Below are 25,887 nucleotides of genomic sequence, written 5' to 3'. Positions count from 1 at the left end.
GGGCGGCGTTCGAGGATGCCTTGGTCGACGAGGTGGTTGAGGCGTTCGGTCAGCACTTTGCGGGAGATTCCGAGGTCGGCCTGGAGGTGGTCGAACCGGTTCAGGCCGGCCCATATGTCGCGCAGGATCAGGGGTGACCAGGGCTCTCCGATGACGTCGAGGGTGCGGGCGATGGAGCAGGCCATGTCGCCGAAGTTGGTGCGTTGCATGGGGTCAGTCTACTCATTGGAGTTCCCTTAAGGAACTTAAAGTGCTACGGTCGTAAAGTCTCTTCAAGGAACTCAAGGAAGGAATTGCCACCAGGTCCCTTACAACGTCACCACCGCAATCGCCGCAACCCCTGCAAGGAGAAGAAGATGCTCAACCCCGACGTACGCCGCGTCCTCGACGGCACTTCGCTGGCCCACCTCGCCACCGTCCTGCCAGACGGCTCGCCCCACACCGTCCCACTCTGGGTCGGCACCCACGGAGACCACATCGTCTTCCTCACCGGTCCGCAGTCGCGCAAGGCCCGCAACCTGCGCCGCGACCCGCGGGTGGCCCTATCCATAACGCCCGCCGACAACCCGTTCCAGCCCGTCATCGTCCGCGGCCGGGTCATCGAATGGCTCGACGGCGACGCGGCCTGGGAGATCATCGACCAGATCTCAACGAAGTACATCGGCAGGCCCTACAACCGAGATGAGGAGCGCATCGTCGCCGTCATCGAGCCCGAGCGGCAGACCGTCGGCATGAGCTGAGTCACCCCTTGCCGCTCATCCAGCGTTCCCCCTGCACCGAGCAACCACCCACGACGCTGTACCGCATTCCGGCCGCGCGCGCATGATCGGCTCAGTTCAACTCCTTCGGCGCTGCCGCGATCGTGCCTGCGCCCTGTTCGCGGTGGCCGTTGCACGAAGCACGATGCTCAACGCGCCGTACGGCTCGCTGGCGGCCCGTCCAGCCCGCCGTGCTCCGTGTTGATCTGCCTCGGACGCTTCATCTGGGGCAGTGTTCGACGACGCGGGTCACGTGGATGTGTGCGCGAGGATGGCGGCCGCCAACTCCTCGTGCACCTCCGGCGGCAGCGTATGCCCCATGCCCTCGACCATCACCAGCAGAATCGGCTCGTCAGCAGCCGCGCCGAACTCTTCACTCCAGATCTCCACGTTTTGCATGACTCAGAGCATGCCGCCTCCGGCTACGGGCGCCTCCTGTAGAACTACCAGCCGCGCCAGATCCGTACGGATACCAGCGGGCAGTCGTGCGGCTCCACGCACGATCGGGGCGTTCCTCAGGTACGAGGGCCGGTGTGCAAGACCACGAACAGCCCCCGCGCGCGGGTGCCGTCCGGCAACTGCCAGGACCCGGCGACGTGGCCAGTCGCTTCCGGCGCGTCGTCCGGGGCAGGCCGCAGGACCCGGTGCAAACGCAAGGTCGTGCCGTCCGGTGCGGGCAGCTCAGTGCCCTCGTGGTCGTCGACGGCAGTGACGGAGAAGTCCGTGGGGACGGGCCTGCCACCGAGGTAGGAGCGGGTGACCTCCCGGTCGGGAGTGTCGCTGGTGTTCTGGTCCTGGGCCTGGACCCGGCCCTCGATCAGAGCCTGCAACTGGGCGACCAGCACCGGGTCGTGGCAGCCGTCATAAGCCCAGCGCCGCCCCAGCACCCCGTGCTCCATGGTGCCGACGAGGGCGTGCTCCGCCCCGTCGAGCGGGGCACCCCGATAGGTGAGCGGTACCAGGTAGCTGATCGGCTGAGTGCCCGAGGTGTCCGTGACCACCATGAACTCGATCCCGACCTCACCCTGGGGGTCGTCCAGCCGGAAACCGCCGGCTTTGGCCAATTCCGGTTCGCCCGCTCCGCCCAGGTACCACGGCCGGGTGGGTAGCCAGGAGGTGAGCAGTTCCAGCTTGGTCGGCTTGAGGTCGGTGCGGTGGATGACGGCCATGCTGAGGATTCTCTTTCGTTGAGGGGAACGACCTCCACATCTTCCCAGTGGGCCTCGGAGAGCATGAGGGCGTACCCCCTCATCGGTCCGTGTTGTTCAATGGTGATCACTCTACGAACGCGCTGGAGGATGGCATGGTGCTGACCGAGGCGGCCCCGGAGGCGTTACCGAAGCAGCGGAGCAGGTGGCCGTTCTACGTGTGCCTGGGGCTCCTTGCCTGCGTCGTCGCCTACGTCCTGCTGTTCAAGGTCCCCGAGTGGCGGAACGACGAGAGGCTGGCCCGGATGGAGGAACGGGTGAGCATGTTCCCGCTCCCGCCCGACACGGAGCCAGGTGATCGCGGCGTTGAGGGCACGGTGGGTATTCAGTCCGGCAACAGCAATCATTGCGACTATCTGGTCCGCATGTCCCTGCTCACCAAGTTGCCGGACGCCGAGATCGCTCGCTACTACGAGTTCGCCGCGATCGAGGGGGTCGAAGGCCGCGCGCTCTCCGGCACCGTGTACGTCAACCCGAGCGGATCATGGCGAGGCGGGTTCAAGGGCGTCATCGTGGAGTTCTTCGACGGATATCACGAACCCGGGTTCGACCTGCGCTGCCACTGAGCAGCGACGGCCTTGTGCCGGTGCCGACCCCGACCGGTAGCACCTGCGGCAGGGCCTCGCCCCGATGCTGCGCGTCAGCGACCGGCGGGCGGCTCATCCGGCTTCTTCGGCATCATCGCCGCCTGCGCGGTGGTCAGAAGCCGGGGGTGAAGGGGCGGACGAGGCCGGTTTCGTAGGCGAAGACCACCACCTGGGCGCGGTCGCGCAGCCCGAGCTTGACCAGTACGCGGCTCAGATGCGTCTTGACCGTCGCCTCCGCCAGGTGCAACGCCGCGGCGACCTCGGCGTTGGACAGCCCGCGCGCCACCTGCACCAGCACCTCGTGCTCGCGCGCGGTCAGCTGCGCCAGCCGTTCATCCCGCTCGGCGGGCCCCGGCGTCATCTGCGGCGCGAACCTCTCCAGCACGCGTCGGGTGACGCGCGGCGACAGCGCCGCCTCTCCGGCCGCGACGTTGCGGATCGCGCTCAGCAGTTCCGGTGGCCGCGTGTTCTTCGGCAGGAACCCGGCCGCTCCGGCCTTCAGCCCGGCGAAGGCGTACTCATCCAGGTCGAAGGTGGTCAGGATGAGCACGCGCGAGCGCGGGCTGTCGCGCACGATCCTGCGGGTGGCCTCGATGCCGTCCAGGCCGGGCATGCGCACGTCCATCAGCACCACGTCCGGACGCAGGTGCCGCGCCAGCCGGGCCGCCTGCTCGCCGTCGTCCGCTTCCCCGGCCACCTCCATGTCCGGCTCGGCCTCGAAAACCATGCGGAAGGCCATCCGCAGCAGCGACTCGTCGTCGGCAATCAGCAGCCGGATCATCGTGGCGCTCCCAGGTCCAGCACGGCCAGCACCCGCCATCCGCCGCCCGCCACCGGCCCGGCGTCCAGGGTCCCGCCGTAAGCGGCCACCCGTTCCCGCATACCCGCGATCCCGCGCCCATCGCCCCGGAGCCCGGAACGGGGCCCCGACACCCAGGTCCCGGAGTCGAGAGTCCCGGGAGCAAGGGGTCCGGGAACGAGGGGCCCGGCGTCGAGAGGCCCGGCGTCGAAGGGCCCGGGGTCGCCAGGCACGACCGGCTCGCGAACGTCGATGACCTCCACCTCGGCACGGCGCGACGATACGTCGACCCGTACCTCGGCGCGGGCTCCGGACGCGTGCCGCAGCGTGTTCGTCAGCGCCTCCTGAACCAGCCGGTAGATCGTCAGCTGGGCGGCGGCGGGCACCGCCCCGGCGTCACCGGCCACCCGGACACCCGTCGCCAGCCCGGCCGCGCGCATCCGTTCGGCCAGCGGAGCGAGCTCGGCGATCCCGGGCGCGGGCTGAAGCGTCTCGTCGAGGCAGTCCTCGTCCGACGTGGCGTGGCCGGTGCTCAGGGAACGGCGCATGTCCTGCAGGGCTTGGCGTCCCATCGCGGCGATGTGCTCCATCGCCGCCGCGGCCCGATCCGGCGCGCTGTGGCGGACGTAAGCGGCGCTGTCGGCCAGCGCCACCATGACCGAGAGGTTGTGGGTGACGATGTCGTGCATGTCGCGGGTCATCCGCGCGCGTTCCTCAGCGACGGCCAGCCGGGCCCGCTGCTCGCGGTCGCGTTCCAGGGAGGTCACGTACGCCCTCCGTGCCCGCATCCACAGGCCGGCCATGAGAGCGGCGGCCGCCATCGCGCTCAGCGCGGCCACCGTGAAGGGGAACTGGCCGGGCGGCGCCCAGCGGGCGGCGGCCAGCAGCACCCCTGCCTGCAACGCGAGCGCCGCCGGCAGGGTGTGACGCCACGGGCGGTGCGCGGCGACCGTGTAGAGGGCCACCAGGAGGGCGGCGTCGGCGGGAAGCTGTACGTCCAGCGCCCATTGGACGGCGGCGGCGAGGCCGATCGTGCCCAGGACCGTCATCGGAGCGCGCCGTCTCCAGGCCAGCGGCGCGACCAGCGCCGTCTGCAGCGTGAGCAGCCATGGGGGACCTGACAGAACCTGGCCGGGTCCGAGCGTGGCCAGGAACAGCGCGGCGGCCAGCAGCGCGTCGGCGGGCAGGGTCGACCATCGGCTCAGCGCGGTGAGGCGGGCCGCCAGACGGTCGGCTGGGTTCATGCGCTTCACCCTAATTGTCCTGCGAGTTCGCTCCCGCTCGTCCTCGGGGATGACCGTCATCCGAAAGTCGCAGGCGCGCGTGCTACCTCCGCCGCTGTCCCGCGGGCGTGCCGGCTGTCAGCCTGTCGGACATCCCTTTCCGATGAAGGAGCTTTCGCATGTCCGTTGTCACGAAAAATCCTGATCTGGCCATGGGCGCCCAGGCCACCGGTTCGTCCGCCATCTCCAAGAGCCCAGCGTCCGCCGTCGCAAAAGCCGCAGGCACGACCGCGGGCACAGTGACGGGCACAGTCGGAGGCAAGGTCGCGGGCAAGGTCGCGGGCAAGGTCGCGGGCAGGGTCGCCGGGCTGGCCGTGCTGGTGCTGGCGGTCTCCCTGCCCGCGTCCAGCGCCGGTGCCGGTGCCGGTGCCGGTGCCGGTGCCGGTGCCGGTGCCGGTGCCGGTGCCGGTGCCGGTGCCGGTGCCGGTGCCGGTGCCGGTGCCGGTGCCGACGCCGGTGCCGACGCCGCGAGCCCGATCAGGGTGAGCCTGCCCGTGCCCGGCGGCCCGTATCCGGTCGGGACCGTGGCCATGCGGCTGGTGGACCGTTCGCGGCCCGATCCGCTGATGGCGGCCAAGCCGTACCGAGAACTGATGATCAGCCTGTGGTATCCGGCGGCAGGCGGCGGGCCGCTCGCGCCGCACATGGCGCCGCTGGCCGCCGCCGACTGGGATCGGCACTCGGCTCCGCCCCTGGGCATCGCCAAGGGCGCCGTCGCCTGGGCCGCCACGCGCACCCACGCCCGCGTGGGTGCGCCGGTCGAGCCGCGTGCGGGCAGGCTGCCGGTGGTGCTGTTCAGTTCGGGGGACGGCGGGCCGCGTACGCTGGGCACCGCCCTGGTCGAGGACCTGGCCTCGCGCGGCTACCTGGTCGTCACCGTCGACCACACCTACGAGGCCGACCAGGTGGAGTTTCCCGGCCGACGCCTGGTACGCGCCCTGCCGCTGCCCGCGAAGCTGACGCCGAAGGTCATCGCCAAGCTGCTGGCCGACCACGCGCGGGCGCGCCTGGCGGACATGCGGTACGTCCTGGACCAGGTCACCGCCCTGGCCCACGGCCGCCCGGTCGGCGGCGAACTGCCCGAGGGGATGCTCGGCGCGCCTGACGCCTCACGGGTGGGGGCGTTGGGACAGTCGCTGGGCGGGTCGGTCGCCGCGCAGCTGACCCGCGACGCCCGCGTGGACGCGGCCGTCAACTTCGACGGCTCCTACGTCGGCCCGGTGGCCACGCGCGGTGTGACCAGGCCGTTCCTGCAGCTGGCGGCCGAGACCCACACGCGTGCCGGCGAGCCGAGCTGGAAGTCGTTCTGGCGGGCCTCGACCGGGTGGAAGCGGGAGCTGCGCTTCAAGGGTGCGGCCCACGGCTCGTTCACCGACCTGCAGCCGTTGCTGCCGCAGATCGCGGCCAAGCTCCCCAGGGTGCCGCTCGCGGACTACGTGGGTACGATCGATCCCGGCCGTTCGGTGGCGGCCCAGCGCGCCTACGTCGGGGCCTTCTTCGACCTGCACCTGCGGGGCAAGCCGACCCGCCTGTTCGAGGGCCCCGACGCCCGCTTCCCTGATGTCTCCCTCATCCCCTGACCTCGTGAGTCCCCGTGGCTCCCGGGTCAGGCGACTCGCAGCCGGCACCGGAGTGCTCGCGTTGACGCGAAATGGCCGGTAGATGCCCTCCTGATGCCCTGTCCTCGGATCATGCGCACGCGGAAGCATGAAGCGCGTAAGCCAAGCTGAAGGCGCAAAGGAGACGCCATGGGTAACGTCCTCCGGGCCCTGGCTGCCGCGGCAGCCGGCGCGATAGTCCTCGCCGGTACCGCCACCCCGGCGCACGCCGAAGTATGGAATTGCTTCACTTCCGTTAACACGACGACGAACGTGGCGGGCGCACTGTGCTCGTCCGGCTTCGGCAGCTACCGGGTTGCCGCGAAGTGCAACTCGGCTCACTACCCCTACACGAGAACGATCGTCGGCCCGTGGGTGACCAAGGTCTCCGGCCAGCCAGGGACGTGGTCCACCGCTTCCGGCGATGCCCAAGGCTGCCACGTCGTCGAGGCCTGGACGCAGGTCCGCTGAGAGCCGATGCGGCGCGACCGCCGTACGGACGGTTCGAGCTGGACATGGGCACCCTCGGGCCGGAAGCAGGGTTGCGCCGACGGGGGTTGACGCGGCTGTCGAGGTGGGAAACCGCCGCGTGACAAGGAGGCATGGGAGCGGCTGGCCGGGGCCGGCGTCGAGCCGTGGCCGGCCGAGCGGCTGCTGATCTTCCTGCCGATGGCTTACACGCGGCGGTTGCTGCCGGACGTCTCGTACCCGGACGGGCTGGTGACGCCCAGCGGGCGGCTGAGCCTCTCGGCCGAGCGCTGTTCGTGGCGGCGTCGGGCCGCGCACCGGGCGGGTGAGCCTCTCGGCCGAGCCGGCGTCCGTGGCGGCGTCGGGCCGCGTGCAGTGGGCCGGCCATGACGGGTTGGGCGGATCGCGGTGCACGGTCCTGGGAGTGACGGTGATCGGACTGCCGCCTTCGGGGCCCCGTGGCGTCGGCACCGTGCCGTTCCCCGCCATGACCGCGACCACCGCGGTCGGCGCGGTCGGCCAGGCCGAGGACCTACCCGGGCTTGACCGCCCTGCGCCGGCGCCGCACCGGCGGCGGCCTCGACATGGCGCAGGACAGCTCGGCGGCCCCGATACGCGGGTCCACAGGCCGATTACCGAGATGCGCGGCCCGAAGCTCATCCATGAGATTCATGATCACTCCCCGCTGGAGTTCCGCACGTGGGGCTGGGACGGCTGGGCGGGCTCACCGCGATGCGAGCCCCTGGCCAGTTCGCCGGCCATGGCCCGCCTGAACCGCTTACGGGCCCGATGCGGCCGCACGCGGTACGCCGCCGGCGAGCAGCCGATGACGCGGGCGGCCTCCCTGGCGGACAGCATGCCAGGCGCCCAGGACGAGGATCCCCCGGTCCTCCTCCGGCAGCGCGGCCGGCGCCCGCAGGACGCCTATCGGGCTCGGTCGCCTCTTCCGCCACCTGCCGTCCCGTGCGACTGACCACGTAGGCCCAGACGCGTTGTCGGCATTCGTCGTACATACCGGTGAACCGGTGCGCATCGCCCGCCACTTCGGGTGCATTCTCTGACATCAAGAAATGGTGAGCAAACCTTCCGCTCGTTTCGCCTCGACTCACACCTTTTCCCCCAGCAAGAGCGCGGGTGATCACGGGGAGACAGTTTTCGGCTGCGCCATGTGGTCATAAGAAATCGCCCGAAACACCGGGGCTCCCCGGCACACTACGTGGTGCCGAAAGATCGCCTCTGCCGCTGGACGGCACGGGGTGGGACACGTAGTCGATCCGATCGGAGCACGACATCAAGACATCACATCGCCAGGACGTCGAGAATCGCCGGCGCTTACCCCTCGTCCGCGCGTTCGCCCGGAGCTCTTTCTCCGCCGCCGTCGCCCTCGCCTGCCTCGCCGCCGCCCTCTCCACGAGCGTCGTCACCGGCGGCGAATTCCGTGCGCGCGGTGCGGAGGAGGTCGTGAACCCCATCGACGCCCGGCCCAACGACGGCTCAGGCTACTGGCCGGACTTCTCGAACACCGGCTACGCCACCACGCCGGCCAACGCCGGAGGCCTGGGGCTGGGCGCGTACCCGGGCAAGCTCACCGACTACGCGGCGGGCATGAGCGCCGACAAACCGCTGAGGCTCGAATTCCCGGACAACAGCGTCATCTCCTACAAGCGCTTCCTCGGCCTGAAGGTGCTGATCTACGGCGACAACCTCACGTTCGTCGGCTGCCTGTTCGAGGGCACCAACCCCAACGACAACCTCGTCCAGATCTACTCGGACAACAACATCAAGTTCCTGTACTCGACGTTCAAGCCGAGCTCCTACGCGATGCCGCCCGGCAACGACGGCACCGTCTCGTCGTCCCACACCAAGCCCGGCACGCCCTTCGAAGATTCCTGGCAGCTCGCCACGACGATGAAGGAAGCCGTGGCCGTCATGGACCACAACGACATCTGGGGCAACGCCGGCATGATCATGGTGACGGGTTTCCCGGACCGCCCGTCGACGTGGACGAACAACTACATCCACGACATGGCGGATACGTCGCATGACGAATACCACCACGACGGCATAGGCCCGCAGAGCGAAGGCAACGGCGGCCCCATGATCGTCCACCACAACACCCTGGCCTCCCTGGGCAACACCAACGGCCTGGCCCTGCAGGGCAACGGCGTGTACGACCACATCTCGGTCACGAACAACTACGTCTCCGGCTGGGGATACGCGCTCAGCATCGGTGTCGAGAACAACGCCACGAACATCACCGTCACCGACAACGTCTTCTCGGCCGAACTCGAGCAGCTGTACGGCTTCCTGTACGGCAACATCTGGGGCGGGTCGGCGCGCGGCTCCACCTGGCGCCGCAACCTCATCCAGGCCCGTACGGGAGACGACAACAAGAACTTCACGACGGCCGACCACGGCAGATACCTGTGGCCGTCCGGCGAGACCCACGCCACCGACTACACGGGCTGAGCCTCTTCCCGCGTGACGCGCGCCTCGCTGCTCTCCGCGATCCACTCCGGATCGGAGCGCGGCGAGGCCGCCCAAGATTTTCCGCTTCCGGGCGAAATGATCGGGGCGCCTCCACCCATGACGAGAGCGTTCGTACCCGTACCGGAAGTGGAGGACGCCACATGGGAACCGCCTGTGTCAGCTGACGCGCACAGGTTCGAAGCGGTCTACCGGGCGACCTACGACCAGATCACCGCCTACGCCGGACGCCGCTGCGACTCGCCGCAGGACGCGGCCGACGTGGCCGCCGAGACCTTCGTCAGCGTCTGGCGCAAGATCGACAAACTGCCCCCCGGGCGCGGAGCGGTGGTGGCGCCCCTCGCCGGGCTGTCGTACGACGCCTACTCGCTCATCGGCGGGAAGCTCATCGCACGGGGGCATCCCTCCGGTGCGGCGGCGCTCCTGGTCCTGCCCGTGCTGCTGGGAAGCGGCGCGCAGCGGCCGGCCGGCCTCCGCGGCGGTGCCGGGCGTCGTGGGTGAGCGGTCGCCGGTGCTGTCCTGGTGCCGTGCTCGCCGGGGGTCTGGCATTCCTCGCCTTCCCCGTCGGCGCACGGCATCCACGGACGCGGTGAGGCGGCCGGACACTGGGGTCTAAGTCCGACAAATCAGCCTTGACATCTCCCCGCCACACCCTCACTCTGTTGCGTATAGCGCTAGACGTTTCTCTTTACGAAACCGGGGTGACAGGATGATCCCAGCGTGCCCACTGGCGTCACTCCCTCGAGGCGAGGCCCTTCGCGTCGAGGCCGACCCGCCGATCGCGGTTTTCCACACCGAGGACGGCGAGATCTTCGCCATCGATGACACCTGTACCCACCAGGACGCCTCGCTCGCCGACGGCTGGCTGGAGGGGTGCGAGATCGAGTGCCCGCTGCACGCCTCGCGTTTCGACCTGCGCACCGGCCAGGTGGACGCGCCACCGGCCAAGCGCCCGGTGCGCACGCACGAGGTGGTGGTCGACGACGGCGTCATCTATGTCAAGCAGTCCGAGGCGCCACCCAACCTGCCGCCGGGCGTCACCGTCAAGGGGCAGGTGTGAACACGATCTGCGTCGTCGGCGCCTCCCTCGCCGGGCTGCTGACCGCCAGGGCGCTGCGCGCCCAGGGTTACCGGGGCAGGCTGGTGCTGGTCGGGGACGAGCGCCACCGACCCTATGACCGCCCGCCGCTGTCGAAGGACTTCCTGCGCGGTGACCTGGCCGAGGCCGACCTGGCCCTGGAGAACGAGGGTGAGGGCGAGGAGCTGGACGCGGAGTGGCGGCTCGGCGTCGCCGCCGTGGCCCTGGACCCCGGGGAGCGCCGCGTCGAGCTGAGCGACGGCACCTCGGTGCGGGCCGACGGCATCGTCATCGCCACCGGCGCCACCGCCCGCCGGCTTCCCGCCGCCGCCCACCTGGCCGGCGTGCACACGCTGCGCACCCTGGACGACGCCCGCTCCCTGCGCGCCGACCTGGAGGCGGGCCGGCGGCTGGTGGTGATCGGCGGCGGCTTCGTCGGCGCCGAGGTCGCCGCCACCGCCCGCGACCTCGGCCTGGACGTGACGCTGGTCGAGTCCGGCCCGGCGCCGCTGGCCCGCGTCGTCGGCGTGCCGATGGCCGAGGCGCTGGCCGCGCTGCACGAGCGGCGCGGGGTGCGGCTGCTGTCCGGCACGGTCGTGTCCGGCCTCACCGGCGATGACCGGGTGGACGGGGTACGGCTGGCGGACGGCACCCACCTGCCCGCGGACGTCGTGGTTGTCGGGATCGGCGCCGCGCCCGCCATCGGCTGGCTCCGGGGCAGCGGCCTCGACCTGGGCGACGGCGTACTGTGTGACGAGGCGGGCGGCACCTCCGCCCCCGGCATCGTGGCCGTGGGCGACTGCGCCGCCTGGTTCGACCCCGTTCAGGGCAGGCACCACAGGATCGAGCACTGGACGGGAGCCCGGCAGCGGGCCTCGGTCGCGGCGGCCACGCTGCTGTCCGGCGGCACCGCCCGCGCCGAGGCGCGGCGGCCCACCTATATCTGGTCCGACCAGTTCGATGTGAAGATCCAGTTCATCGGGCACGCCGCGGACGCGGATACGGTCAGCGTGGAGGAGGGCGACCCGGCCGAGCACAGCTTCCTCGCGGTCTACCGGCAGGGCGACCGCCCGGTCGCGGTCCTCGGGGTCAACCAGGTACGGCTGTTCACCCGGTGGCGGCGGCAGCTCGAAACGGCGCCGGTTCAGGTCGGCTGAGACAGGAGTGAATCATGGCTCATGAAGTACGCGGGGTCGTCGCGACCGGCAAGGGCAAGCCGGTCAGCCTGGAGACCATCCTGGTGCCGGACCCGGGACCCGGCGAGGCGCTGGTCCAGGTCCAGGCCTGCGGGGTCTGCCACACGGACCTGCACTATCGCGAGGGCGGCATCAGCGACGACTTCCCGTTCCTGCTCGGCCACGAGGCGGCCGGCGTGGTGGAGTCGGTCGGCGACGGTGTCACCGACGTCGCGCCCGGCGACTTCGTGATCCTGAACTGGCGGGCCGTGTGCGGCTCGTGCCGGGCGTGCCTGCGCGGCCGCCCGCAGTACTGCTTCGCCACCCACAACGCCACCCAGAAGATGACCCTGACCGACGGCACCCCGCTCAGCCCGGCGCTGGGCATCGGCGCGTTCGCCGACAAGACGCTCGTGGCCGCGGGCCAGTGCACCAAGGTCGACCCGGCCGCCTCCCCCGCCGCGGCGGGGCTGCTCGGCTGCGGCGTGATGGCCGGTCTCGGCGCCGCGGTGAACACCGGCGGGGTCAGCAGGGGCGACTCGGTGGCGGTGATCGGCTGCGGCGGCGTCGGCAACGCGGCCATCGCGGGCGCGCGGCTGGTCGGCGCGACCACGATCATCGCGGTCGACGTGGACGGCCGGAAACTGGAGTGGGCCCGCGGCCTCGGCGCGACGCACACGGTCGACGCCAAGGACGGCGACCCGGTCGAGGCGATCAGGGAGCTGACCGGCGGGTTCGGCGCGGACGTCGTGATCGACGCGGTCGGCCGGCCGGAGACGTACAAGCAGGCCTTCTACGCCCGCGACCTGGCGGGGACCGTGGTCCTGGTCGGGGTGCCCACGCCGGAGATGACGCTGGAGCTGCCGCTGCTCGACGTGTTCGGCCGCGGCGGCGCGCTGAAGTCCAGCTGGTACGGCGACTGCCTGCCCAGCCGCGACTTCCCCATGCTGATCTCCCTCTACCTGCAGGGACGTCTCGACCTCGACGCGTTCGTCAGCGAGACCATCGGCCTGGACGACGTCGAGGACGCCTTCGCCAAGATGCACCGCGGCGAGGTGCTGCGGTCGGTGGTGGCGCTGTGATGGATCCGCAGCGGAGCGAGGACATCCATCACAGCACCGCCGGGCGGAGCCCGGCCAAGGAGGCACAGTAATGCGGGTCAAGCGCCTGGTGACCTCGGGCACGTTCAGCCTGGACGGCGGGACGTGGGAGGTCGACAACAACGTGTGGCTGGTGGGCGACGACCAGGAGGTCCTGGTCATCGACGCCGCCCACGACGCCTCCGCCATCGCCGAGGCCGTGGGTGACCGCCGGGTCAGCGCGATCGTGTGCACGCACGCGCACGACGACCACGTCAACGCCGCCCCCGAGCTGGCCGAGCTCACCGGAGCACCCGTGCTGCTCCATCCCGACGACGAGGTGCTGTGGAAGCTGACCCACCGGACGGCCACGCCCGGCGGGCCGCTGGCCAACGGGCAGCTCCTGAAAGTGGGCGGCTCCGCCGTGCACGTGCTGCACACGCCGGGGCACGCGCCGGGCGCGGTGTGCCTGTACGTGCCGGAGCTCGGCGTGCTGTTCTCCGGGGACACCCTGTTCAAGGGCGGCCCCGGCGCGACGGGCAGGTCGTACAGCGACTTCCCGACGATCATCTCGTCGATCAGCCGGACGCTGCTGACGCTGCCCGGCGAGACCGTGGTGCACACCGGACACGGTGAGGACACCAGCATCGGAGCCGAGGCTCCGCAGCTCGAGGACTGGATCCGCCGAGGGCACTGACCCGGCCTGTCTCAGAGGAGTACTGCCCGTGACCACCACCACGTCAAGCGTGATCCCCACCCTCCCCGGTCGCTACTACGTGGACCCCGAGATCTTCGCCGCGGAGCAGCGGAACATCTTCGAGGCGATGTGGTTCTGCGTGGTGCGCTCGGCCGACCTGCCCAATCCGGGCTCGTTCAAGACCGTTCAGGTCGGCTCCGAGAGCATCCTCGTCACCAGGGCGCGCGACAGGTCGGTGCGCGCGTTCTTCAACGTCTGCCGCCACCGCGGCGCGACGCTGCGCACGGAGGAGTCGGGCGAGGTGAAGCGGGCCTTCCAGTGCCCGTATCACGCCTGGACCTACGACCTGGACGGCAAGCTGATCGCCGCGCCCAACCTGACCAAGATGGCCGACCTGGACCGGGTGGAGTACGGCCTGGTGAAGGTGCACGTGCGCGAGTGGCTCGGCTACGTGTGGGTGTGCCTGGCCGACGAGCCGCCCTCCTTCGAGGAGGACGTGCTGGGCGCGGTGACCGAGCGGCTCGGCTCGCTGGAGCTGCTCGAGAACTACGACGTGGCCGGCCTGGAGGTGGGCCGCAGGATCGTCTACGACGTGAAGGCGAACTGGAAGCTCATCATCGAGAACTTCATGGAGTGCTACCACTGCGCCACGATCCATCCCGAGCTGACCGAGGTGCTGCCGGAGTTCGCTGACGGCTACGCGGCTCAGTACTTCGTGGGCCACGGCGCCGAGTTCGGCGAGGAGATCCAGGGTTTCACCGTCGACGGTTCCGAGGGGCTCGACCGCATCCCGGGCGTCAGCGAGGAGCAGGACCGCCGCTACTACGCGATCACGATCAAGCCGCAGGTGTTCATCAACCTGGTGCCCGACCACGTGATCGTGCACCGCATGTTCCCGCTGGCGGTGGACCGCACGGTGGTCGAGTGCGACTGGCTCTACCTGCCCGGCGTCGTGGCGGGCGGCAAGGACCTGGACAAGTCGGTGGAGCTGTTCCACCGGGTCAACGAGCAGGACTTCGAGGCGTGCGAGCGGTGCCAGCCGCAGATGGGCTCGCGTACGTACGCCAAGGGCGGCGTGCTGGTGCCCAGCGAGCACCACATCGGCGCCTTCCACGACTGGGTCCAGGACCGCGTCGGGTGAACGAGCACGACGACGAACGCCTGACGGCCGGCCCGCCCAAGGACTGGGCGGGCGGCCTGCCCGCGGTGGGCCACGCCCTGCGCATCGCCCACCGGCAGATGGGGGTCGGCCGCACCGCGCTGACGCTGTTGCGCGTCAACCAGAAGAGCGGCTTCGACTGCCCCGGCTGCGCCTGGCCGGAGGGCGATCACCGCAGCCCGGCCGAGTTCTGCGAGAACGGCGCCAAGGCGGTGGCCGAGGAGGCCACGACCCGGCGTGTCACCCGCGAGTTCTTCGCCGCCCATCCGGTGAGCGAGCTGGCCGGGATGAGCGACTACTGGCTGGGGCAGCAGGGCAGGCTGACCGAGCCGATGTACAAGCCCGCGGGCGCCGAGCACTACGAGCCCGTCGGCTGGGCGGAGGCGTTCGGCATGATCGCGGCCGAGCTGCGCGCGCTGGACAGCCCCGACCAGGCGGTCTTCTACACCTCGGGCCGCACCTCCAACGAGGCGGCCTTCGCCTACCAGTTGCTGGTGCGCCGGTTCGGCACCAACAACCTGCCCGACTGCTCCAACATGTGCCACGAGTCCAGCGGCGCCGCGCTCACCGAGACGATCGGGATCGGCAAGGGCACCGTGTCGCTCGACGACCTGCACCGGGCCGACCTGATCTTCGTGGTCGGCCAGAACCCGGGCACCAACCACCCCCGCATGCTCACCGCCCTGGAGAAGGCCAAGCGCGGCGGCGCGCGGATCGTCGCGGTCAATCCGCTGCCCGAGGCCGGGCTGCTGCGCTTCAAGAACCCGCAGCGGCCGTCCGGGCTGGCCGCAGGCACCGCGCTGGCCGACCGGTTCCTGCAGATCCGGCTCAACGGCGACATGGCGCTGTTCCAGGCGCTGTCGCTGCTGCTGCTCGACACCGCCGACGAGGCGTTCATCGCCGAGCACACCAGCGGCTTCGAGGAGTGGAAGGCGCACCTGACCGGCCTGGACTGGGCGGAGGTGCTGGAGGCGACCGGTCTGACCCGGCAGGAGCTGGAGGAGACGGCCCATGACGTCAGGAACGCCGGGTCCGTCGTCGTCTGCTGGGCCATGGGGCTCACCCAGCACCGCAACTCCGTGGCGACCATCCGCGAGGTGGTCAACTTCCAGCTGCTGCGCGGCAACGTGGGACTGTGCCCGGTGCGCGGCCACTCCAACGTCCAGGGCGACCGGACCATGGGCATCTACGAGAAGCCCTCGAAGGACTTCCTGGACGCGCTGGCCGGGGAGTTCGGCTTCGAGCCGCCCCGGCACCACGGGCTGGACACGGTCGAGGCCATCCGGGCCATGCGCGACGGCGAGGCGAAGGTCTTCGTCGGCATGGGCGGCAACTTCGTCCGCGCCACCCCCGACAGCCGCGTCACCGAGGCGGCGCTGCGCCGTACCAGGCTGACCGTGCAGGTCTCCACCAAGCTCAACCGCTCGCACGCGGTGTGCGGCGAGCGGGCGCTCATCCTGCCCACTCTGGGCCGCACCGAGCGCGACCCGGCCGGGTTCGTCACCGTCGAGGACTCGATGGGGCTGGTGCACGCCTCGCGCGGCCGGCTCGCGCCCGCCTCCCCGGACCTGCTGTCGGAGGTGGCGATCGTCGCCCGGCTGGGCCGCGAGCTGTTCGGCGAGGAGCCGTGGGCGGGCTTCGAGCGGGACTACGCCACGATCCGCGACCGCATCGCGCGGGTGATCCCCGGTTTCGAGGACTTCAACGGCCGCGCGGAGGCCGGCTTCGCGCTGCCCAACGCGCCCAGGGACGAGCGCCGCTTCCCCACCGCCACCGGCAGGGCGGGCTTCACCGTCAACCGGCTGGAGGTCCTGCGGGTGCCGCCGGGTCGGCTGCTGCTGCAGACCGTACGCAGCCACGACCAGTACAACACCACCGTCTACGGCCTCGACGACCGCTACCGCGGTGTCAAGAACGGCCGCAGGGTGGTCTTCGTCCACCCCGGCGACCTCGCGGAACGCGACCTGGCCGACGGCGACCTGGTCGACCTGGTCAGCGAGTGGCCCGACGGCGAGCGCACCGCCGAGGGTTTCAGGGTCATCGCCTATCCGACCGCCCGCGGCTGCTGCGCCGCCTACTTCCCGGAGACCAATGTGCTGGTGCCGCTCGACTCGGTGGCCGAGACCTCCAACACCCCGACCTCCAAGAGCATCGTCGTCCGGCTCAGCCGGCGTACCCGAGGCGGCGGCTGATCTCGTCGGCCCCGCCGATCAGGACGGGAGCGAGCTCGTGCATGCGCTCGGCGGTGAAGCGGTAGGCGGGGCCGGAGGCGCTCACCGCGGCGACGACGTCGCCGTGGTAGGAGCGGATGGGCGCCGCCATGGCGTTCAGCCCCTCCTCCAGCTCCTCCAGGCAGTAGCCGTAGCCGGCCTGCTTGATCTCGGTCAGCTGCTCCCTGAGCCGGTCGAGGTCGGTGACGGTGCGGGGGGTGAAGGACTCCAGGGCCCCATCGGACAGCACCCGCTCGCGCTGGCGCTCGTCCAGGTGGGCCATCAGCACCTTTCCGCTGGAGGTGGCGTGCAACGGCGTGATCTGGCCGACCCAGTTGTAGGCGGTGACCGCCGAGGCGCCGCGCACCTGGTCGAGGTTGACCGCGTAGCTGGAGCGGAGCACGGCGATGTTGACGGTCTCGCCGATCTCCTCCGCCAGGCGCTGGCAGACCGGGCGCCCCCGCTGGGTGACGTCGAGCTGGGTGTTGACGCCGCCGGCCAGGCGGATGATGCCGAAGCCGAGCCGGTATTTGCCGCGTTCCTCGGCCTGCTCGACCAGGCCGCGCGCCTCGAGCGCGCCGAGCAGCCGGAACGCGGTCGACTTGTGCACGTCGATCTCCGCGGCGACCTCGCTGACCCCTGCCTCGCCCCGCCGGGAGAGGATCTCCAGCACGCTGATCGCCCGATCGACCGACTGCACGCCCCCGCTGCCCGAATCGTTGCCCATAGCGAAACTCTAAGTGCTAGAGGGAACTCCGTCTAACGCACGACCAAAAGATCTCCTGTTGCGAGTAGTGAAACGCAATGCGTATAGCGCTACGATTTGGCGAAACGCGCGAGCGAGACGAGGCACCATGACGTCACATCAATACGACTTCGTCATCGTCGGAGGCGGCTCGGCCGGCAGCGCGCTGGCGAACCGGCTCTCCGCGGACCCTGCCACGCGGGTGCTCGTCCTGGAGGCGGGCCGATCGGACTACCCGTGGGACGTGTTCATCCACATGCCCGCGGCCCTGCCCTTCCCCATCGGCAACCGCTTCTACGACTGGCGCTACGAGTCGGAGCCCGAGCCCCACATGAACGGCCGGCGGATCTATCACGCTCGCGGCAAGGTGCTCGGCGGCTCCAGCAGCATCAACGGCATGATCTTCCAGCGCGGCAACCCGCTGGACTACGAGCGGTGGGGCGCCGATCCCGGGATGAAGAGCTGGGACTACGCCCACTGCCTGCCGTACTTCAAGCGGATGGAGAACTGCCTGGCCGACCCCGACACGCCGTGGCGCGGCCACGGCGGGCCGCTGGTGCTGGAGCGCGGGGCGGCGAGCACGCCGCTGTACGACGCGTTCTTCGAGGCGGTGCAGCAGGCCGGCTATCCCCTGACCGACGACGTGAACGGCTACCGGCAGGAGGGCTTCGCCCGCTTCGACCGCAACATCCGGCGCGGGCGCCGGCTCAGCGCCGCCAGGGCGTACCTGCACCCGGTCATGAAGCGGCCCAACCTGACCGTCAAGACGCGCGTGCTCGTGACGAAGGTCGTCTTCGACGGGAACAGGGCCGTCGGCGTCGAGTTCGACGGCGGCCGGGTCCGCGCGGGCGAGGTCATCCTGTGCGGCGGCGCGATCAACTCGCCGCAGCTGCTGCAGCTGTCCGGGATCGGCAACGCCGACGAGCTGCGCGAGCTCGGCATCGACGTCGTGCACGACCTGCCGGGCGTGGGCGAGAACCTGCAGGACCACCTGGAGGTCTACATCCAGCACGGCTGCCGCGAGCCGGTCTCGATGCAGCCGAACCTGCAGAAGTGGCGCCATCCCTGGATCGGCGCGCAGTGGCTGTTCCTGCGCGGCGGGCCGGGGGCGACCAACCACTTCGAGGCGGGCGGCTTCGTCCGCGGCAACGACGAGGTCGACTACCCCAACCTGATGTTCCACTTCCTGCCGCTGGCCGTGCGCTACGACGGCTCGGCGCCGGCGGGCGGGCACGGCTACCAGGTGCACGTCGGCCCCATGTACTCCGACGCCCGCGGCTCGGTGAAGATCAAGAGCACGGATCCGCGGCAGCATCCGGCGCTGCGCTTCAACTACCTGTCCACCGAGCAGGATCGGCGCGAGTGGGTGGAGGCCGTCCGGGTGGCCCGCAAGATCCTCGGGGCACCGGCGCTGGCCGGGCTCAGCACGGGCGAGGTGTCGCCCGGCCCGTCCGTGGAGACCGACGAGGAGATCCTGGACTGGGTGGCCAAGGACGGCGAGACCGCCCTGCATCCCTCGTGCACGGCCAGGATGGGCGTGGACGCGATGTCGGTGCTCGACCCGGACACGATGCGGGTGCACGGCGTCGACGGGCTGCGCGTGGTGGACGCCTCGGCCATGCCGTACGTGACGAACGGCAACATCTACGCGCCGGTCATGATGCTGGCGGAGAAGGCGGCCGACCTCATCCTGGGCAACACGCCGCTGCCGCCGCAGACGACCGAGTTCTACCGTCACCGGGCATGACACGAGGGCGGTGGGGCACTCCCCCACCGCCCTCGTGCGTGAACGTCAGCGGAAGACGACGGTGCGGTTGCCGTTGAGCAGGACGCGCTGCTCGCTGTGCCACTTCACGGCCCTGGCCAGCACCTGCGCCTCCACGTCCCGTCCGGCCGCGACCAGGTCCTCGGGGTCGAGCTCGTGGTCCACCCTGGCCACGTCCTGCTCGATGATCGGGCCCTCGTCCAGGTCGGCCGTGACGTAGTGCGCGGTCGCCCCGATGAGCTTCACGCCGCGCTCGTGCGCCTGGTGGTACGGCTTGGCGCCCTTGAAGCCCGGCAGGAAGGAGTGGTGGATGTTGATGGCCCGCCCCTCCAGCCGCTTGCACAGGTCGTCGGAGAGGATCTGCATGTAGCGCGCCAGGACCACCAGCTCCGCGTCGCACTCCTCGACCAGCTCCAGGATCCGCGCCTCGGCCTCGTCCTTGGTGGCGGCCGTGACGGGCACGTGGTGGTACGGCACGCCGTACGAGGCGGCCAGCGGCTCCAGGTCAGGGTGGTTGGAGACGATCGCGGGGATGTCGATGTTGAGCGCGCCCACCTGGCGGCGATAGAGCAGGTCGTTCACGCAGTGGCCGAACTTCGAGGCCATGACCAGCGTGCGGGTGGGCGTGGCCGCGTCCTTCAGCTGCCAGTTCATCTGGAAGGACTCGGCGACGTAGGTGAACCCCTCGCGCAACCGCTCGATCTCGTCATGCGCGGCGAAGTGCACGCGCATGAAGAAGCCGCCACCCTTGCGGTCGTTGAACTGCTTGCTCTGCAGCATGTTCCCGCCGTGCTGGACGAGGAAGCTGCTGACCGCGTACACGATGCCCGGCTTGTCGGAGCAGGACACCGTGAGGATGAACTCGCGGCCAGGGTCGGGACGTGGAGACATCGCACCCTCCCGGTGTTGCGTATGACGCAAAGAAGAGATTTATACGCAACAGACTGAGGGCAGGGGCCAACCACGTCAAGGGGCAAGAAGGTCAAACCTCATCACAACGTATTTATTTGGCCAGTGATTCCGGCAAACCCTTGACGAACACTCCAAGACGAGTCAATCCTGTTCCTCATTAAGCAGCGCCTTGCGCGATACGCAACTATCGAGGTGTGCCGATGACCGAGCTCTACATCGCGGGCGAGTGGACCAGGCCACTCGCCGGTGGTCAGCGGCGCATCCACTCGCCCGCCGACGGAAGCCTCGTGGCCACCGTGGCCGAGGGGACCGCCGCGGACACCGAGGCGGCGATCGCCGCGGCCAGGCGCGCCTTCGACGGCGGCCCCTGGCCCACGACGCCGGCCCGCGAGCGCGGCGCACTGCTGTACAAGGTAGCCGACCTGCTGGAACGCGACCGCCAGACCTTCGCCCGCGCCGAGTCAGGAGACACCGGCAAGCGCCTGGTGGAGAGCGAGTACGACATCGACGACTGCGTGGCCAGCCTGCGCTACTTCGCCGGCGTCGCGGGCACCGACGCGGGCCGGGTCGTCGACACCGGCCGCGACGACGCGATCAGCCGCATCGTGCACGAGCCGATCGGCGTCTGCGGCCTCATCACGCCGTGGAACTACCCCCTGCTCCAGACCACATGGAAGGTCGCCCCGGCGCTCGCCGCGGGCAACACGTTCGTGCTCAAGCCGAGCGAGCTGACCCCCAGCACGGCCATCCTGCTGATGCGCGCGCTGGCCGAGGCCGGGCCGCCGGACGGGGTGGCCAACCTCGTGCTCGGCGCCGGCCCGGAGGTCGGCGCGCCGCTGGCCGAGCACCCGGACGTGGACATGGTCTCCTTCACCGGCGGCCTGGCCACCGGGCGGCGCGTCATGGCCGCCGCCGCGGCCACCGTGAAGCGGGTGGCGCTGGAGCTGGGCGGCAAGAACCCCAACATCGTCTTCGCCGACGCCGACTTCGACACGGCCGTCGACTTCGCGCTCACCGCGGTCTTCCTGCACTCCGGCCAGGTCTGCTCGGCCGGCGCGCGCCTGCTGGTGGAGGACTCCCTGCACGACGCGTTCGTGGACGAGGTCGTACGGCGGGCCGAGCTGATCCGCCTGGGCGGCCCCTTCGATCCGCACGCCGACACCGGCCCGCTCATCTCCGCCACGCACCTGGCCAAGGTCGAGGAGTACGTGGCGGCGGGCCTGGCCGAGGGGGCCGTGCTGCGCTGCGGCGGCCGCCGCCTCGACGGGCCCGGACACTTCTACCGGCCCACCGTCCTGGACGAGTGCAAGCAGGACATGCGCGTCGTGCGCGAGGAGTCCTTCGGCCCCGTCCTGACCGTCGAGCGCTTCACGACCGAGGACGAGGCGGTCCGCCTCGCCAACGACACCGAGTACGGCCTGGCCGGCGCGGTCTGGACCCAGGACGCCGGCAGGGCGCAGCGGGTCGCGGGCCGGCTACGGCACGGCACGGTGTGGATCAACGACTACCACCCCTACGTGCCGCAGGCCGAGTGGGGTGGCTTCAAGCAGTCCGGCAACGGCCGCGAGCTCGGCCCGACCGGCCTGGACGAGTACCGCGAGATCAAGCACGTCTGGCAGAACATCCGACCGCGCCCACAGCGGTGGTTCCCAGAGAACTGACGCTCCGACGACGAAGAGGTGGTCATGACCGTCCCGTCACTGACCGAAAGCACACCGCTCAACACCGAGGCACCCCCCATTCTCGACGTCCGAGGCCTGTGGAAGGTGTTCGGCCCCAAGGCCGGCCGCGTGGTCGGCAGCACCCTGAGCCGCACGGAGCTCAAGGAGCAGACCGGCTGCGTCGCCGCGGTCCGCGACGTCTCCTTCTCGGTCCGGCGGGGCGAGGTGTTCGTCGTCATGGGCCTGTCGGGCTCGGGCAAGTCCACCCTGGTGCGCTGCCTGACCCGGCTGATCGAGCCCACGGCGGGCGAGATCGTGCTGGACGGCGAGGACATCCGCACCGCCGACGCCCGCAAGCTGCGCGAGCTGCGCAGGCACCGGATGGCGATGGTCTTCCAGCACTTCGGCCTGCTGCCGCACCGGTGCGTGCTGGAGAACGTGGCCTTCGGGCTGGAGATCCGGGGCACCCCCAAGAAGGAGCGCTACGAGCGGGCCCGCGAGGTGCTCGGGCTGGTCGGGTTGACCGGCTTCGAGAACTCCTACCCCGACCAGCTCTCCGGCGGCATGCAGCAGCGCGTCGGCCTGGCCCGCGCGCTCGCGGCCGACCCCGAGGTGCTGCTGTTCGACGAGCCGTTCTCCGCGCTGGACCCGCTGATCAGGCGCGAGATGCAGAACGAGGTCATCCGCCTGCACCACGAGGTGGGCAAGACGATGATCTTCATCACCCACGACCTGAGCGAGGCGCTCAAGCTGGGCGACCGGATCCTCATCATGCGCGACGGCGAGCTGGTCCAGGTCGGCACGCCCGACGAGGTGGTGGGCGCGCCCGCCGACGAGTACGTGGCCAATTTCGTCAGCGACGTCCCACGCTCGCACGTGCTGACCCTGTCGTGGATCATGCGCCCGCCGCTGGAGGGCGAGCCGCTCGACGGCCCGGAGCTCGGCCCCGACGTGGTCATCCGCGACGCCGTGCACACCGTGCTGTCGGCCGACCGCCCGGTGCGCGTGACCGGGGACGACGGCCTGCTCGGCGTGGTCACCAGCGCGGAGATCCTCGAAGTGATCGCCGGAGGGCAGCACTGATGGCGGCCGTCACGGCGGTCGCCGCCAGGCTGCACAAGCTGCCCGACCGCAGGCTGCTGCTGGCCCTGGTCGTCGCGGCCTGGGTGGTGGGCTGGGCGGTGCTCGGCGGGCGCGACACCCAGCAGCTGGGCGGCGCCGAGCTGACCCCGCTGCACCGCGACCTCAGCCAGGCCATGGACGTCATCGACGACAGCCGCAACAGCAACCCGTTCTTCCTCTACTTCATCAACTACATCCGGCTCTTCCTGGACGACGCGGTGACCTTCGTCCAGGCGCTGATCAGCCAGCCGTCCTTCGGCCGCCCCCTGCCCGTGCTGGGCTGGCTCGGCGTGGTGGCGATCGCCACGGCCGTCGCCCTGCTGTACGGCAACAGGAAGGTGGCGGCGCTGACGGCCGCGGGCTTCCTGTCCTTCGGCCTGCTCGGCCTGTGGCAGGAGAGCATGGACACGCTCGCCCTCACGCTGACGGCGGTCGCGCTGTCGCTGGCCGTGGGCATCCCGCTCGGGATCTGGGCAGGGCTGAGCGACCGGTTCCTGCGGCTGGTCACGCCGGTGCTCGACTTCATGCAGACGATGCCGACGTTCGTCTACCTGGCGCCGCTGACGCTGTTCTTCCTCATCGGCCCGGCCAGCGCGACCGTGGCCACGATGATCTACGCGGTCCCGCCGGCCATCCGCATCACCGCGCACGGCATCCGGCAGGTCTCGCCCGAGACGATGGAGGCGGGCACGTCGCTCGGCGCCACGCCTATGCAGGCGCTCAGGCACGTGCGGCTGCCGATGGCCAGGCAGACGATCATCGTGGGGGTCAACCAGACCATCATGGCCGCGCTGTCCATGGCCACCATCGCGGCCCTGATCGACGCGCCCGGCCTGGGCAAGACCGTGCTCAAGGCGCTGCAGACGCTGGACGTCGGGACCGCCTTCAACGCCGGCCTGGCGATCGTGATCATGGCCGTGGTGCTCGACCGGGTGACCTCGGCCGCCAGCCGGCGGGTGGAGGACCAGCGCCGCGCGGGCCGGCTGCGTTCCGCGCGCCGGCGCCGCATCGAGGTTGCGGGCGTGCTCGGGATCGCGGCCGTGCTGGCGTACCAGTCCTACACCTACCTCTGGGCCGCGGACTTCCCCATCGAGGCCAACATCGGCTCGTACGTGCGCAACGCCGCGGACACCGCCAGCGCCTGGGTGCAGGACAGCCTGGTGACCTACACCAACGCGCTGAAGAACGCGCTCACCAACGGGCTGCTCAACCCGTTCGAGGCCCTGCTGACCGGCTCACCCTGGTGGCTGGTCTGCCTGGTGGCGGTCGCCGTGGCCCTGCTGGTGGGCAGCGCGCGGGCCGCGCTGGTCACCGCCATCGGGCTGCTGATGGTGCTGGCGCTCGGGCTCTGGCAGGACAGCATGGTGACGCTGGCCTCCACGCTGGTCGCGACCATCCTGGTGATGGCGCTCGGGGTGGTCGTCGGCGTGTGGATGGGCCGCAGCGACCGGGCCGACACCCTGCTGCGTCCCGTGCTCGACGCGGGGCAGACCATGCCCGCCTTCGTCTACCTGGTGCCCATCCTCGGCCTGTTCGGCCCGACGCGGTTCACCGCGATCATCGCCGCCGTGGTCTTCGCCGCGCCGGTGGCGATCAAGCTGGTGGCCGAGGGGATCAGGCGGGTCTCCCCCACCACGGTGGAGGCGGCGACCTCGGCGGGGGCGGGCACCTGGCAGCTGATCTCCAAGGTGCAGCTGCCGATGGCGCGCAGCGGCGTGACGCTGGCCGCGAGCCAGGGACTCATCTACGTGCTCTCGATGGTCGTCGTGGGCGGCCTGGTGGGCGCGGGGGCGCTCGGCTACGACGTGGTGGCCGGCTTCTCCCAGCACGAGCTCCGCGGGAAGGGGCTGGCCGCCGGGATCGCGATCGTCGTGCTCGGCATCGTGCTCGACCGCGTCATGCGCGCCGCCACGCAACGGGCCGACGCAGCCGCCCACGGAGGGCTTGCGAACAAGTAAGAAACAGGAACCACAGGAGGACCAAGTGGCGATGTCGAGAAGCGGCAGGATCAGGGCGCTCGCGCTCGTGACCGGCGGCGGCCTCCTGCTCAGCGCGTGCAGCGGAGCGAAGGTCGGCGAAACCCAGCAGGCCGCAGCGGGAGGCGGCAAGACGTGCGGCACGTTGAACCTCGCGGTCAACCCATGGGTGGGCTACGAGGCCAACGCCGCGGTGATCGCGCTCGTCGCGGAGAAGAACCTCGGCTGCAAGGTGGTGAAGAAGGACCTGAAGGAGGAGGTGTCCTGGCAGGGCTTCGCCACCGGTGAGGTCGACGCGGTCGTGGAGAACTGGGCCCACGACGACCTGAAGAAGAAGTACATCGACGAGCAGAAGGTCGCCGTCTCGGCGGGGCCGACCGGCAACAAGGGCGTCATCGGCTGGTTCGTGCCGCCGTGGATGGCCAAGAAATATCCCGACATCACCGACTCGAAGAACCTCAACAAGTACGCCTCGCTGTTCAAGACCTCCGAGTCCGGGGGCAAGGGCCAGCTGCTCGACGGCGACCCGTCCTTCGTCACCAACGACGCGGCGCTGGTCAAGAACCTCGACCTGGACTACAAGGTCGTCTACGCGGGCAGCGAGACCGCGCTCATCCAGGCCTTCCGGCAGGCGGAGAAGCAGCAGACGCCGCTCATCGGCTACTTCTACGACCCGCAGTGGTTCCTGTCCGAGGTGAAGCTGGTCAAGGTCGACCTGCCCGCGTACACCAAGGGGTGTGACGCCGACGCGGCCAAGGTGGCCTGCGACTATCCGCCGTACGAGCTGGACAAGATCGTGAGCAAGAAGTTCGCGGACTCGGGCAGCCCCGCCTACACCCTGGTCAAGAACTTCACCTGGACCAACGACGACCAGAACCTCGTGGCCAAGTACATCGCCGAGGACAAGATGACGCCCGAGGAGGCGGCCGCCAAGTGGGTCGCCGCCAACCCCGACAAGGTCAAGGCCTGGCTCCCCGCGACCTGACCGCTCCTCCACCGTGCGCCCGGCCCGATCGTCCTGCCGCGATCGGGCCGGGCGTACGCGTGCGCTCACCGGCCGAAAGGCTGTACTGAATAAGACAGAACACCCCTTGACACCCGGAATGCGGCGAGCGACGCT

General features: G+C 70.4%; 26 protein-coding genes. 17 read left to right on the top strand and 9 right to left on the bottom strand.

Annotated features, from left to right (window positions below; all coding sequences use genetic code 11):
- Positions 1 to 209, bottom strand: a 209-nt coding sequence (locus tag ACIHFD_RS47010) for a winged helix-turn-helix transcriptional regulator (RefSeq protein ID WP_397372427.1), incomplete at its 3' end; no start/stop codon positions are given.
- A 147-nt stretch (positions 210 to 356) separates the two neighbouring features.
- On the opposite strand from ACIHFD_RS47010, the gene ACIHFD_RS47005 reads away from it, so the two are divergent.
- Positions 357 to 740, top strand: coding sequence for a PPOX class F420-dependent oxidoreductase (locus ACIHFD_RS47005; RefSeq protein ID WP_397372426.1), 384 nt, complete (start codon positions 357 to 359; stop codon positions 738 to 740).
- A gap of 267 nt (positions 741 to 1,007) precedes the next feature.
- Here ACIHFD_RS47005 and ACIHFD_RS47000 read toward each other — a convergent pair whose 3' ends face one another.
- Together ACIHFD_RS47000 and ACIHFD_RS46995 are read right to left on the bottom strand one after the other, a co-directional pair.
- The gene (locus tag ACIHFD_RS47000; protein ID WP_397372425.1) at positions 1,008 to 1,157 is read right to left on the bottom strand and encodes a hypothetical protein; all 150 of its coding nucleotides are present in this window, start codon (positions 1,155 to 1,157) and stop codon (positions 1,008 to 1,010) included.
- Positions 1,158 to 1,273: 116 nt separating this feature from the next.
- Positions 1,274 to 1,927 (bottom strand): 1,4-alpha-glucan branching protein, encoded by a 654-nt coding sequence (locus ACIHFD_RS46995; protein ID WP_397372424.1) that lies wholly within the window; start codon positions 1,925 to 1,927, stop codon positions 1,274 to 1,276.
- Positions 1,928 to 2,061: 134 nt separating this feature from the next.
- Between ACIHFD_RS46995 and ACIHFD_RS46990 the strand changes: the two genes are divergently transcribed.
- Positions 2,062 to 2,532, top strand: a complete 471-nt coding sequence (locus ACIHFD_RS46990; RefSeq protein ID WP_397372423.1) for a hypothetical protein — start codon at positions 2,062 to 2,064, stop codon at positions 2,530 to 2,532.
- A gap of 133 nt (positions 2,533 to 2,665) precedes the next feature.
- On the opposite strand, the gene ACIHFD_RS46985 is transcribed toward ACIHFD_RS46990, so the two are convergent.
- Together ACIHFD_RS46985 and ACIHFD_RS46980 are read right to left on the bottom strand one after the other, a co-directional pair.
- Positions 2,666 to 3,334, bottom strand: a complete 669-nt coding sequence (locus tag ACIHFD_RS46985; protein WP_397372422.1) for a response regulator — start codon at positions 3,332 to 3,334, stop codon at positions 2,666 to 2,668.
- Positions 3,331 to 4,596: a sensor histidine kinase gene (locus tag ACIHFD_RS46980; protein ID WP_397372421.1), complete on the bottom strand. Its 1,266-nt coding sequence runs from the start codon at positions 4,594 to 4,596 to the stop codon at positions 3,331 to 3,333. The genes ACIHFD_RS46985 and ACIHFD_RS46980 overlap by 4 nt, the downstream gene beginning before the upstream one ends.
- A gap of 158 nt (positions 4,597 to 4,754) precedes the next feature.
- On the opposite strand from ACIHFD_RS46980, the gene ACIHFD_RS46975 reads away from it, so the two are divergent.
- Entirely contained in the window at positions 4,755 to 6,215 is a 1,461-nt protein-coding gene (locus ACIHFD_RS46975; RefSeq protein ID WP_397372420.1) for an alpha/beta hydrolase family protein, read from the top strand.
- A 168-nt stretch (positions 6,216 to 6,383) separates the two neighbouring features.
- Positions 6,384 to 6,704 (top strand): hypothetical protein, encoded by a 321-nt coding sequence (locus tag ACIHFD_RS46970; RefSeq protein WP_397372419.1) that lies wholly within the window; start codon positions 6,384 to 6,386, stop codon positions 6,702 to 6,704.
- Between the two features lie 529 nt (positions 6,705 to 7,233).
- Here ACIHFD_RS46970 and ACIHFD_RS46965 read toward each other — a convergent pair.
- Together ACIHFD_RS46965 and ACIHFD_RS46960 are read right to left on the bottom strand one after the other, a co-directional pair.
- Positions 7,234 to 7,365 carry a hypothetical protein gene (locus ACIHFD_RS46965; protein ID WP_397372418.1) on the bottom strand — a complete coding sequence of 44 codons (132 nt, stop codon included), beginning with the start codon at positions 7,363 to 7,365 and terminating at the stop codon, positions 7,234 to 7,236.
- An 11-nt stretch (positions 7,366 to 7,376) separates the two neighbouring features.
- A complete protein-coding gene (locus tag ACIHFD_RS46960) occupies positions 7,377 to 7,559 on the bottom strand; it encodes a hypothetical protein (RefSeq protein WP_397372417.1) in 183 nt (60 codons plus the stop codon).
- Between the two features lie 603 nt (positions 7,560 to 8,162).
- On the opposite strand from ACIHFD_RS46960, the gene ACIHFD_RS46955 reads away from it, so the two are divergent.
- The 8 genes from ACIHFD_RS46955 to ACIHFD_RS46920 all read left to right on the top strand — a co-directional run bounded on the left by ACIHFD_RS46955 (position 8,163) and on the right by ACIHFD_RS46920 (position 16,568).
- Positions 8,163 to 9,170, top strand: a complete 1,008-nt coding sequence (locus ACIHFD_RS46955) for a hypothetical protein (protein ID WP_397372416.1) — start codon at positions 8,163 to 8,165, stop codon at positions 9,168 to 9,170.
- Between the two features lie 174 nt (positions 9,171 to 9,344).
- Complete coding sequence (locus ACIHFD_RS46950) at positions 9,345 to 9,689, top strand: RNA polymerase sigma factor (protein WP_397372415.1); 345 nt, start codon at positions 9,345 to 9,347, stop codon at positions 9,687 to 9,689.
- Between the two features lie 208 nt (positions 9,690 to 9,897).
- Positions 9,898 to 10,248, top strand: a complete 351-nt coding sequence (locus ACIHFD_RS46945) for a bifunctional 3-phenylpropionate/cinnamic acid dioxygenase ferredoxin subunit (protein WP_185074514.1) — start codon at positions 9,898 to 9,900, stop codon at positions 10,246 to 10,248.
- Entirely contained in the window at positions 10,245 to 11,423 is a 1,179-nt protein-coding gene (locus tag ACIHFD_RS46940) for an NAD(P)/FAD-dependent oxidoreductase (protein WP_397372414.1), read from the top strand. Before ACIHFD_RS46945 ends, ACIHFD_RS46940 begins: the two co-directional genes overlap by 4 nt.
- Before the next feature lie 14 nt (positions 11,424 to 11,437).
- On the top strand, positions 11,438 to 12,523 hold the full coding sequence (locus ACIHFD_RS46935; RefSeq protein ID WP_397372413.1) for an S-(hydroxymethyl)mycothiol dehydrogenase: 1,086 nt from the start codon (positions 11,438 to 11,440) through the stop codon (positions 12,521 to 12,523).
- A gap of 70 nt (positions 12,524 to 12,593) precedes the next feature.
- A complete protein-coding gene (locus tag ACIHFD_RS46930) occupies positions 12,594 to 13,217 on the top strand; it encodes an MBL fold metallo-hydrolase (RefSeq protein WP_397372412.1) in 624 nt (207 codons plus the stop codon).
- 28 nt (positions 13,218 to 13,245) lie between these two features.
- Positions 13,246 to 14,358, top strand: coding sequence for an aromatic ring-hydroxylating dioxygenase subunit alpha (locus tag ACIHFD_RS46925; protein ID WP_397372411.1), 1,113 nt, complete (start codon positions 13,246 to 13,248; stop codon positions 14,356 to 14,358).
- The gene (locus ACIHFD_RS46920) at positions 14,355 to 16,568 is read left to right on the top strand and encodes an FdhF/YdeP family oxidoreductase (protein WP_397372410.1); all 2,214 of its coding nucleotides are present in this window, start codon (positions 14,355 to 14,357) and stop codon (positions 16,566 to 16,568) included. Before ACIHFD_RS46925 ends, ACIHFD_RS46920 begins: the two co-directional genes overlap by 4 nt.
- Here ACIHFD_RS46920 and ACIHFD_RS46915 read toward each other — a convergent pair.
- A complete protein-coding gene (locus tag ACIHFD_RS46915) occupies positions 16,540 to 17,313 on the bottom strand; it encodes an IclR family transcriptional regulator (RefSeq protein WP_363968391.1) in 774 nt (257 codons plus the stop codon). The genes ACIHFD_RS46920 and ACIHFD_RS46915 overlap by 29 nt on opposite strands.
- 127 nt (positions 17,314 to 17,440) lie before the next feature.
- Between ACIHFD_RS46915 and betA the strand changes: the two genes are divergently transcribed.
- Positions 17,441 to 19,078, top strand: coding sequence for a choline dehydrogenase (betA, locus tag ACIHFD_RS46910; protein ID WP_397372409.1), 1,638 nt, complete (start codon positions 17,441 to 17,443; stop codon positions 19,076 to 19,078).
- Positions 19,079 to 19,123: 45 nt separating this feature from the next.
- Here betA and purU read toward each other — a convergent pair whose 3' ends face one another.
- Positions 19,124 to 19,987 (bottom strand): formyltetrahydrofolate deformylase, encoded by an 864-nt coding sequence (gene purU / locus ACIHFD_RS46905; RefSeq protein ID WP_363968395.1) that lies wholly within the window; start codon positions 19,985 to 19,987, stop codon positions 19,124 to 19,126.
- A gap of 221 nt (positions 19,988 to 20,208) precedes the next feature.
- On the opposite strand from purU, the gene ACIHFD_RS46900 reads away from it, so the two are divergent.
- From ACIHFD_RS46900 to ACIHFD_RS46885, 4 genes are read left to right on the top strand one after another with little or no spacing between them, the layout of a single operon-like run.
- Positions 20,209 to 21,669 (top strand): aldehyde dehydrogenase family protein, encoded by a 1,461-nt coding sequence (locus ACIHFD_RS46900; protein WP_397372408.1) that lies wholly within the window; start codon positions 20,209 to 20,211, stop codon positions 21,667 to 21,669.
- Positions 21,670 to 21,693: 24 nt separating this feature from the next.
- Positions 21,694 to 22,752 (top strand): glycine betaine/L-proline ABC transporter ATP-binding protein, encoded by a 1,059-nt coding sequence (locus ACIHFD_RS46895; RefSeq protein ID WP_397372407.1) that lies wholly within the window; start codon positions 21,694 to 21,696, stop codon positions 22,750 to 22,752.
- Positions 22,752 to 24,749: an ABC transporter permease gene (locus tag ACIHFD_RS46890; RefSeq protein WP_397372406.1), complete on the top strand. Its 1,998-nt coding sequence runs from the start codon at positions 22,752 to 22,754 to the stop codon at positions 24,747 to 24,749. The genes ACIHFD_RS46895 and ACIHFD_RS46890 overlap by 1 nt, the downstream gene beginning before the upstream one ends.
- Positions 24,750 to 24,780: 31 nt before the next feature.
- Entirely contained in the window at positions 24,781 to 25,752 is a 972-nt protein-coding gene (locus ACIHFD_RS46885) for an ABC transporter substrate-binding protein (protein ID WP_397372434.1), read from the top strand.
- The last annotated feature ends 135 nt before the right edge of the window (positions 25,753 to 25,887 follow it).

Source organism: Nonomuraea sp. NPDC051941 (assembly GCF_044593615.1).
Note: the sequence above shows the minus strand (reverse complement) of the source record. Positions and strands in the feature narration are given on the sequence as shown.

Bases quoted from the DNA above. Each gene is read 5' to 3' on its own strand.
- betA (WP_397372409.1), top strand. From the start codon at position 17,441: ATGACGTCACATCAATACGACTTCGTCATCGTCGGAGGCGGCTCGGCC.
- ACIHFD_RS46985 (WP_397372422.1), bottom strand. From the start codon at position 3,334: ATGATCCGGCTGCTGATTGCCGACGACGAGTCGCTGCTGCGGATGGCC.
- ACIHFD_RS46935 (WP_397372413.1), top strand. From the start codon at position 11,438: ATGGCTCATGAAGTACGCGGGGTCGTCGCGACCGGCAAGGGCAAGCCG.
- ACIHFD_RS46980 (WP_397372421.1), bottom strand. From the start codon at position 4,596: ATGAACCCAGCCGACCGTCTGGCGGCCCGCCTCACCGCGCTGAGCCGA.
- purU (WP_363968395.1), bottom strand. From the start codon at position 19,987: ATGTCTCCACGTCCCGACCCTGGCCGCGAGTTCATCCTCACGGTGTCC.
- ACIHFD_RS46975 (WP_397372420.1), top strand. From the start codon at position 4,755: ATGTCCGTTGTCACGAAAAATCCTGATCTGGCCATGGGCGCCCAGGCC.
- ACIHFD_RS46990 (WP_397372423.1), top strand. From the start codon at position 2,062: ATGGTGCTGACCGAGGCGGCCCCGGAGGCGTTACCGAAGCAGCGGAGC.
- ACIHFD_RS46890 (WP_397372406.1), top strand. From the start codon at position 22,752: ATGGCGGCCGTCACGGCGGTCGCCGCCAGGCTGCACAAGCTGCCCGAC.
- ACIHFD_RS46995 (WP_397372424.1), bottom strand. From the start codon at position 1,927: ATGGCCGTCATCCACCGCACCGACCTCAAGCCGACCAAGCTGGAACTG.
- ACIHFD_RS46895 (WP_397372407.1), top strand. From the start codon at position 21,694: ATGACCGTCCCGTCACTGACCGAAAGCACACCGCTCAACACCGAGGCA.
- ACIHFD_RS46945 (WP_185074514.1), top strand. From the start codon at position 9,898: ATGATCCCAGCGTGCCCACTGGCGTCACTCCCTCGAGGCGAGGCCCTT.
- ACIHFD_RS47000 (WP_397372425.1), bottom strand. From the start codon at position 1,157: ATGCAAAACGTGGAGATCTGGAGTGAAGAGTTCGGCGCGGCTGCTGAC.
- ACIHFD_RS46960 (WP_397372417.1), bottom strand. From the start codon at position 7,559: ATGCTGTCCGCCAGGGAGGCCGCCCGCGTCATCGGCTGCTCGCCGGCG.
- ACIHFD_RS46900 (WP_397372408.1), top strand. From the start codon at position 20,209: ATGACCGAGCTCTACATCGCGGGCGAGTGGACCAGGCCACTCGCCGGT.
- ACIHFD_RS46885 (WP_397372434.1), top strand. From the start codon at position 24,781: ATGTCGAGAAGCGGCAGGATCAGGGCGCTCGCGCTCGTGACCGGCGGC.
- ACIHFD_RS46965 (WP_397372418.1), bottom strand. From the start codon at position 7,365: ATGGATGAGCTTCGGGCCGCGCATCTCGGTAATCGGCCTGTGGACCCG.
- ACIHFD_RS46970 (WP_397372419.1), top strand. From the start codon at position 6,384: ATGGGTAACGTCCTCCGGGCCCTGGCTGCCGCGGCAGCCGGCGCGATA.
- ACIHFD_RS47005 (WP_397372426.1), top strand. From the start codon at position 357: ATGCTCAACCCCGACGTACGCCGCGTCCTCGACGGCACTTCGCTGGCC.
- ACIHFD_RS46915 (WP_363968391.1), bottom strand. From the start codon at position 17,313: ATGGGCAACGATTCGGGCAGCGGGGGCGTGCAGTCGGTCGATCGGGCG.
- ACIHFD_RS46930 (WP_397372412.1), top strand. From the start codon at position 12,594: ATGCGGGTCAAGCGCCTGGTGACCTCGGGCACGTTCAGCCTGGACGGC.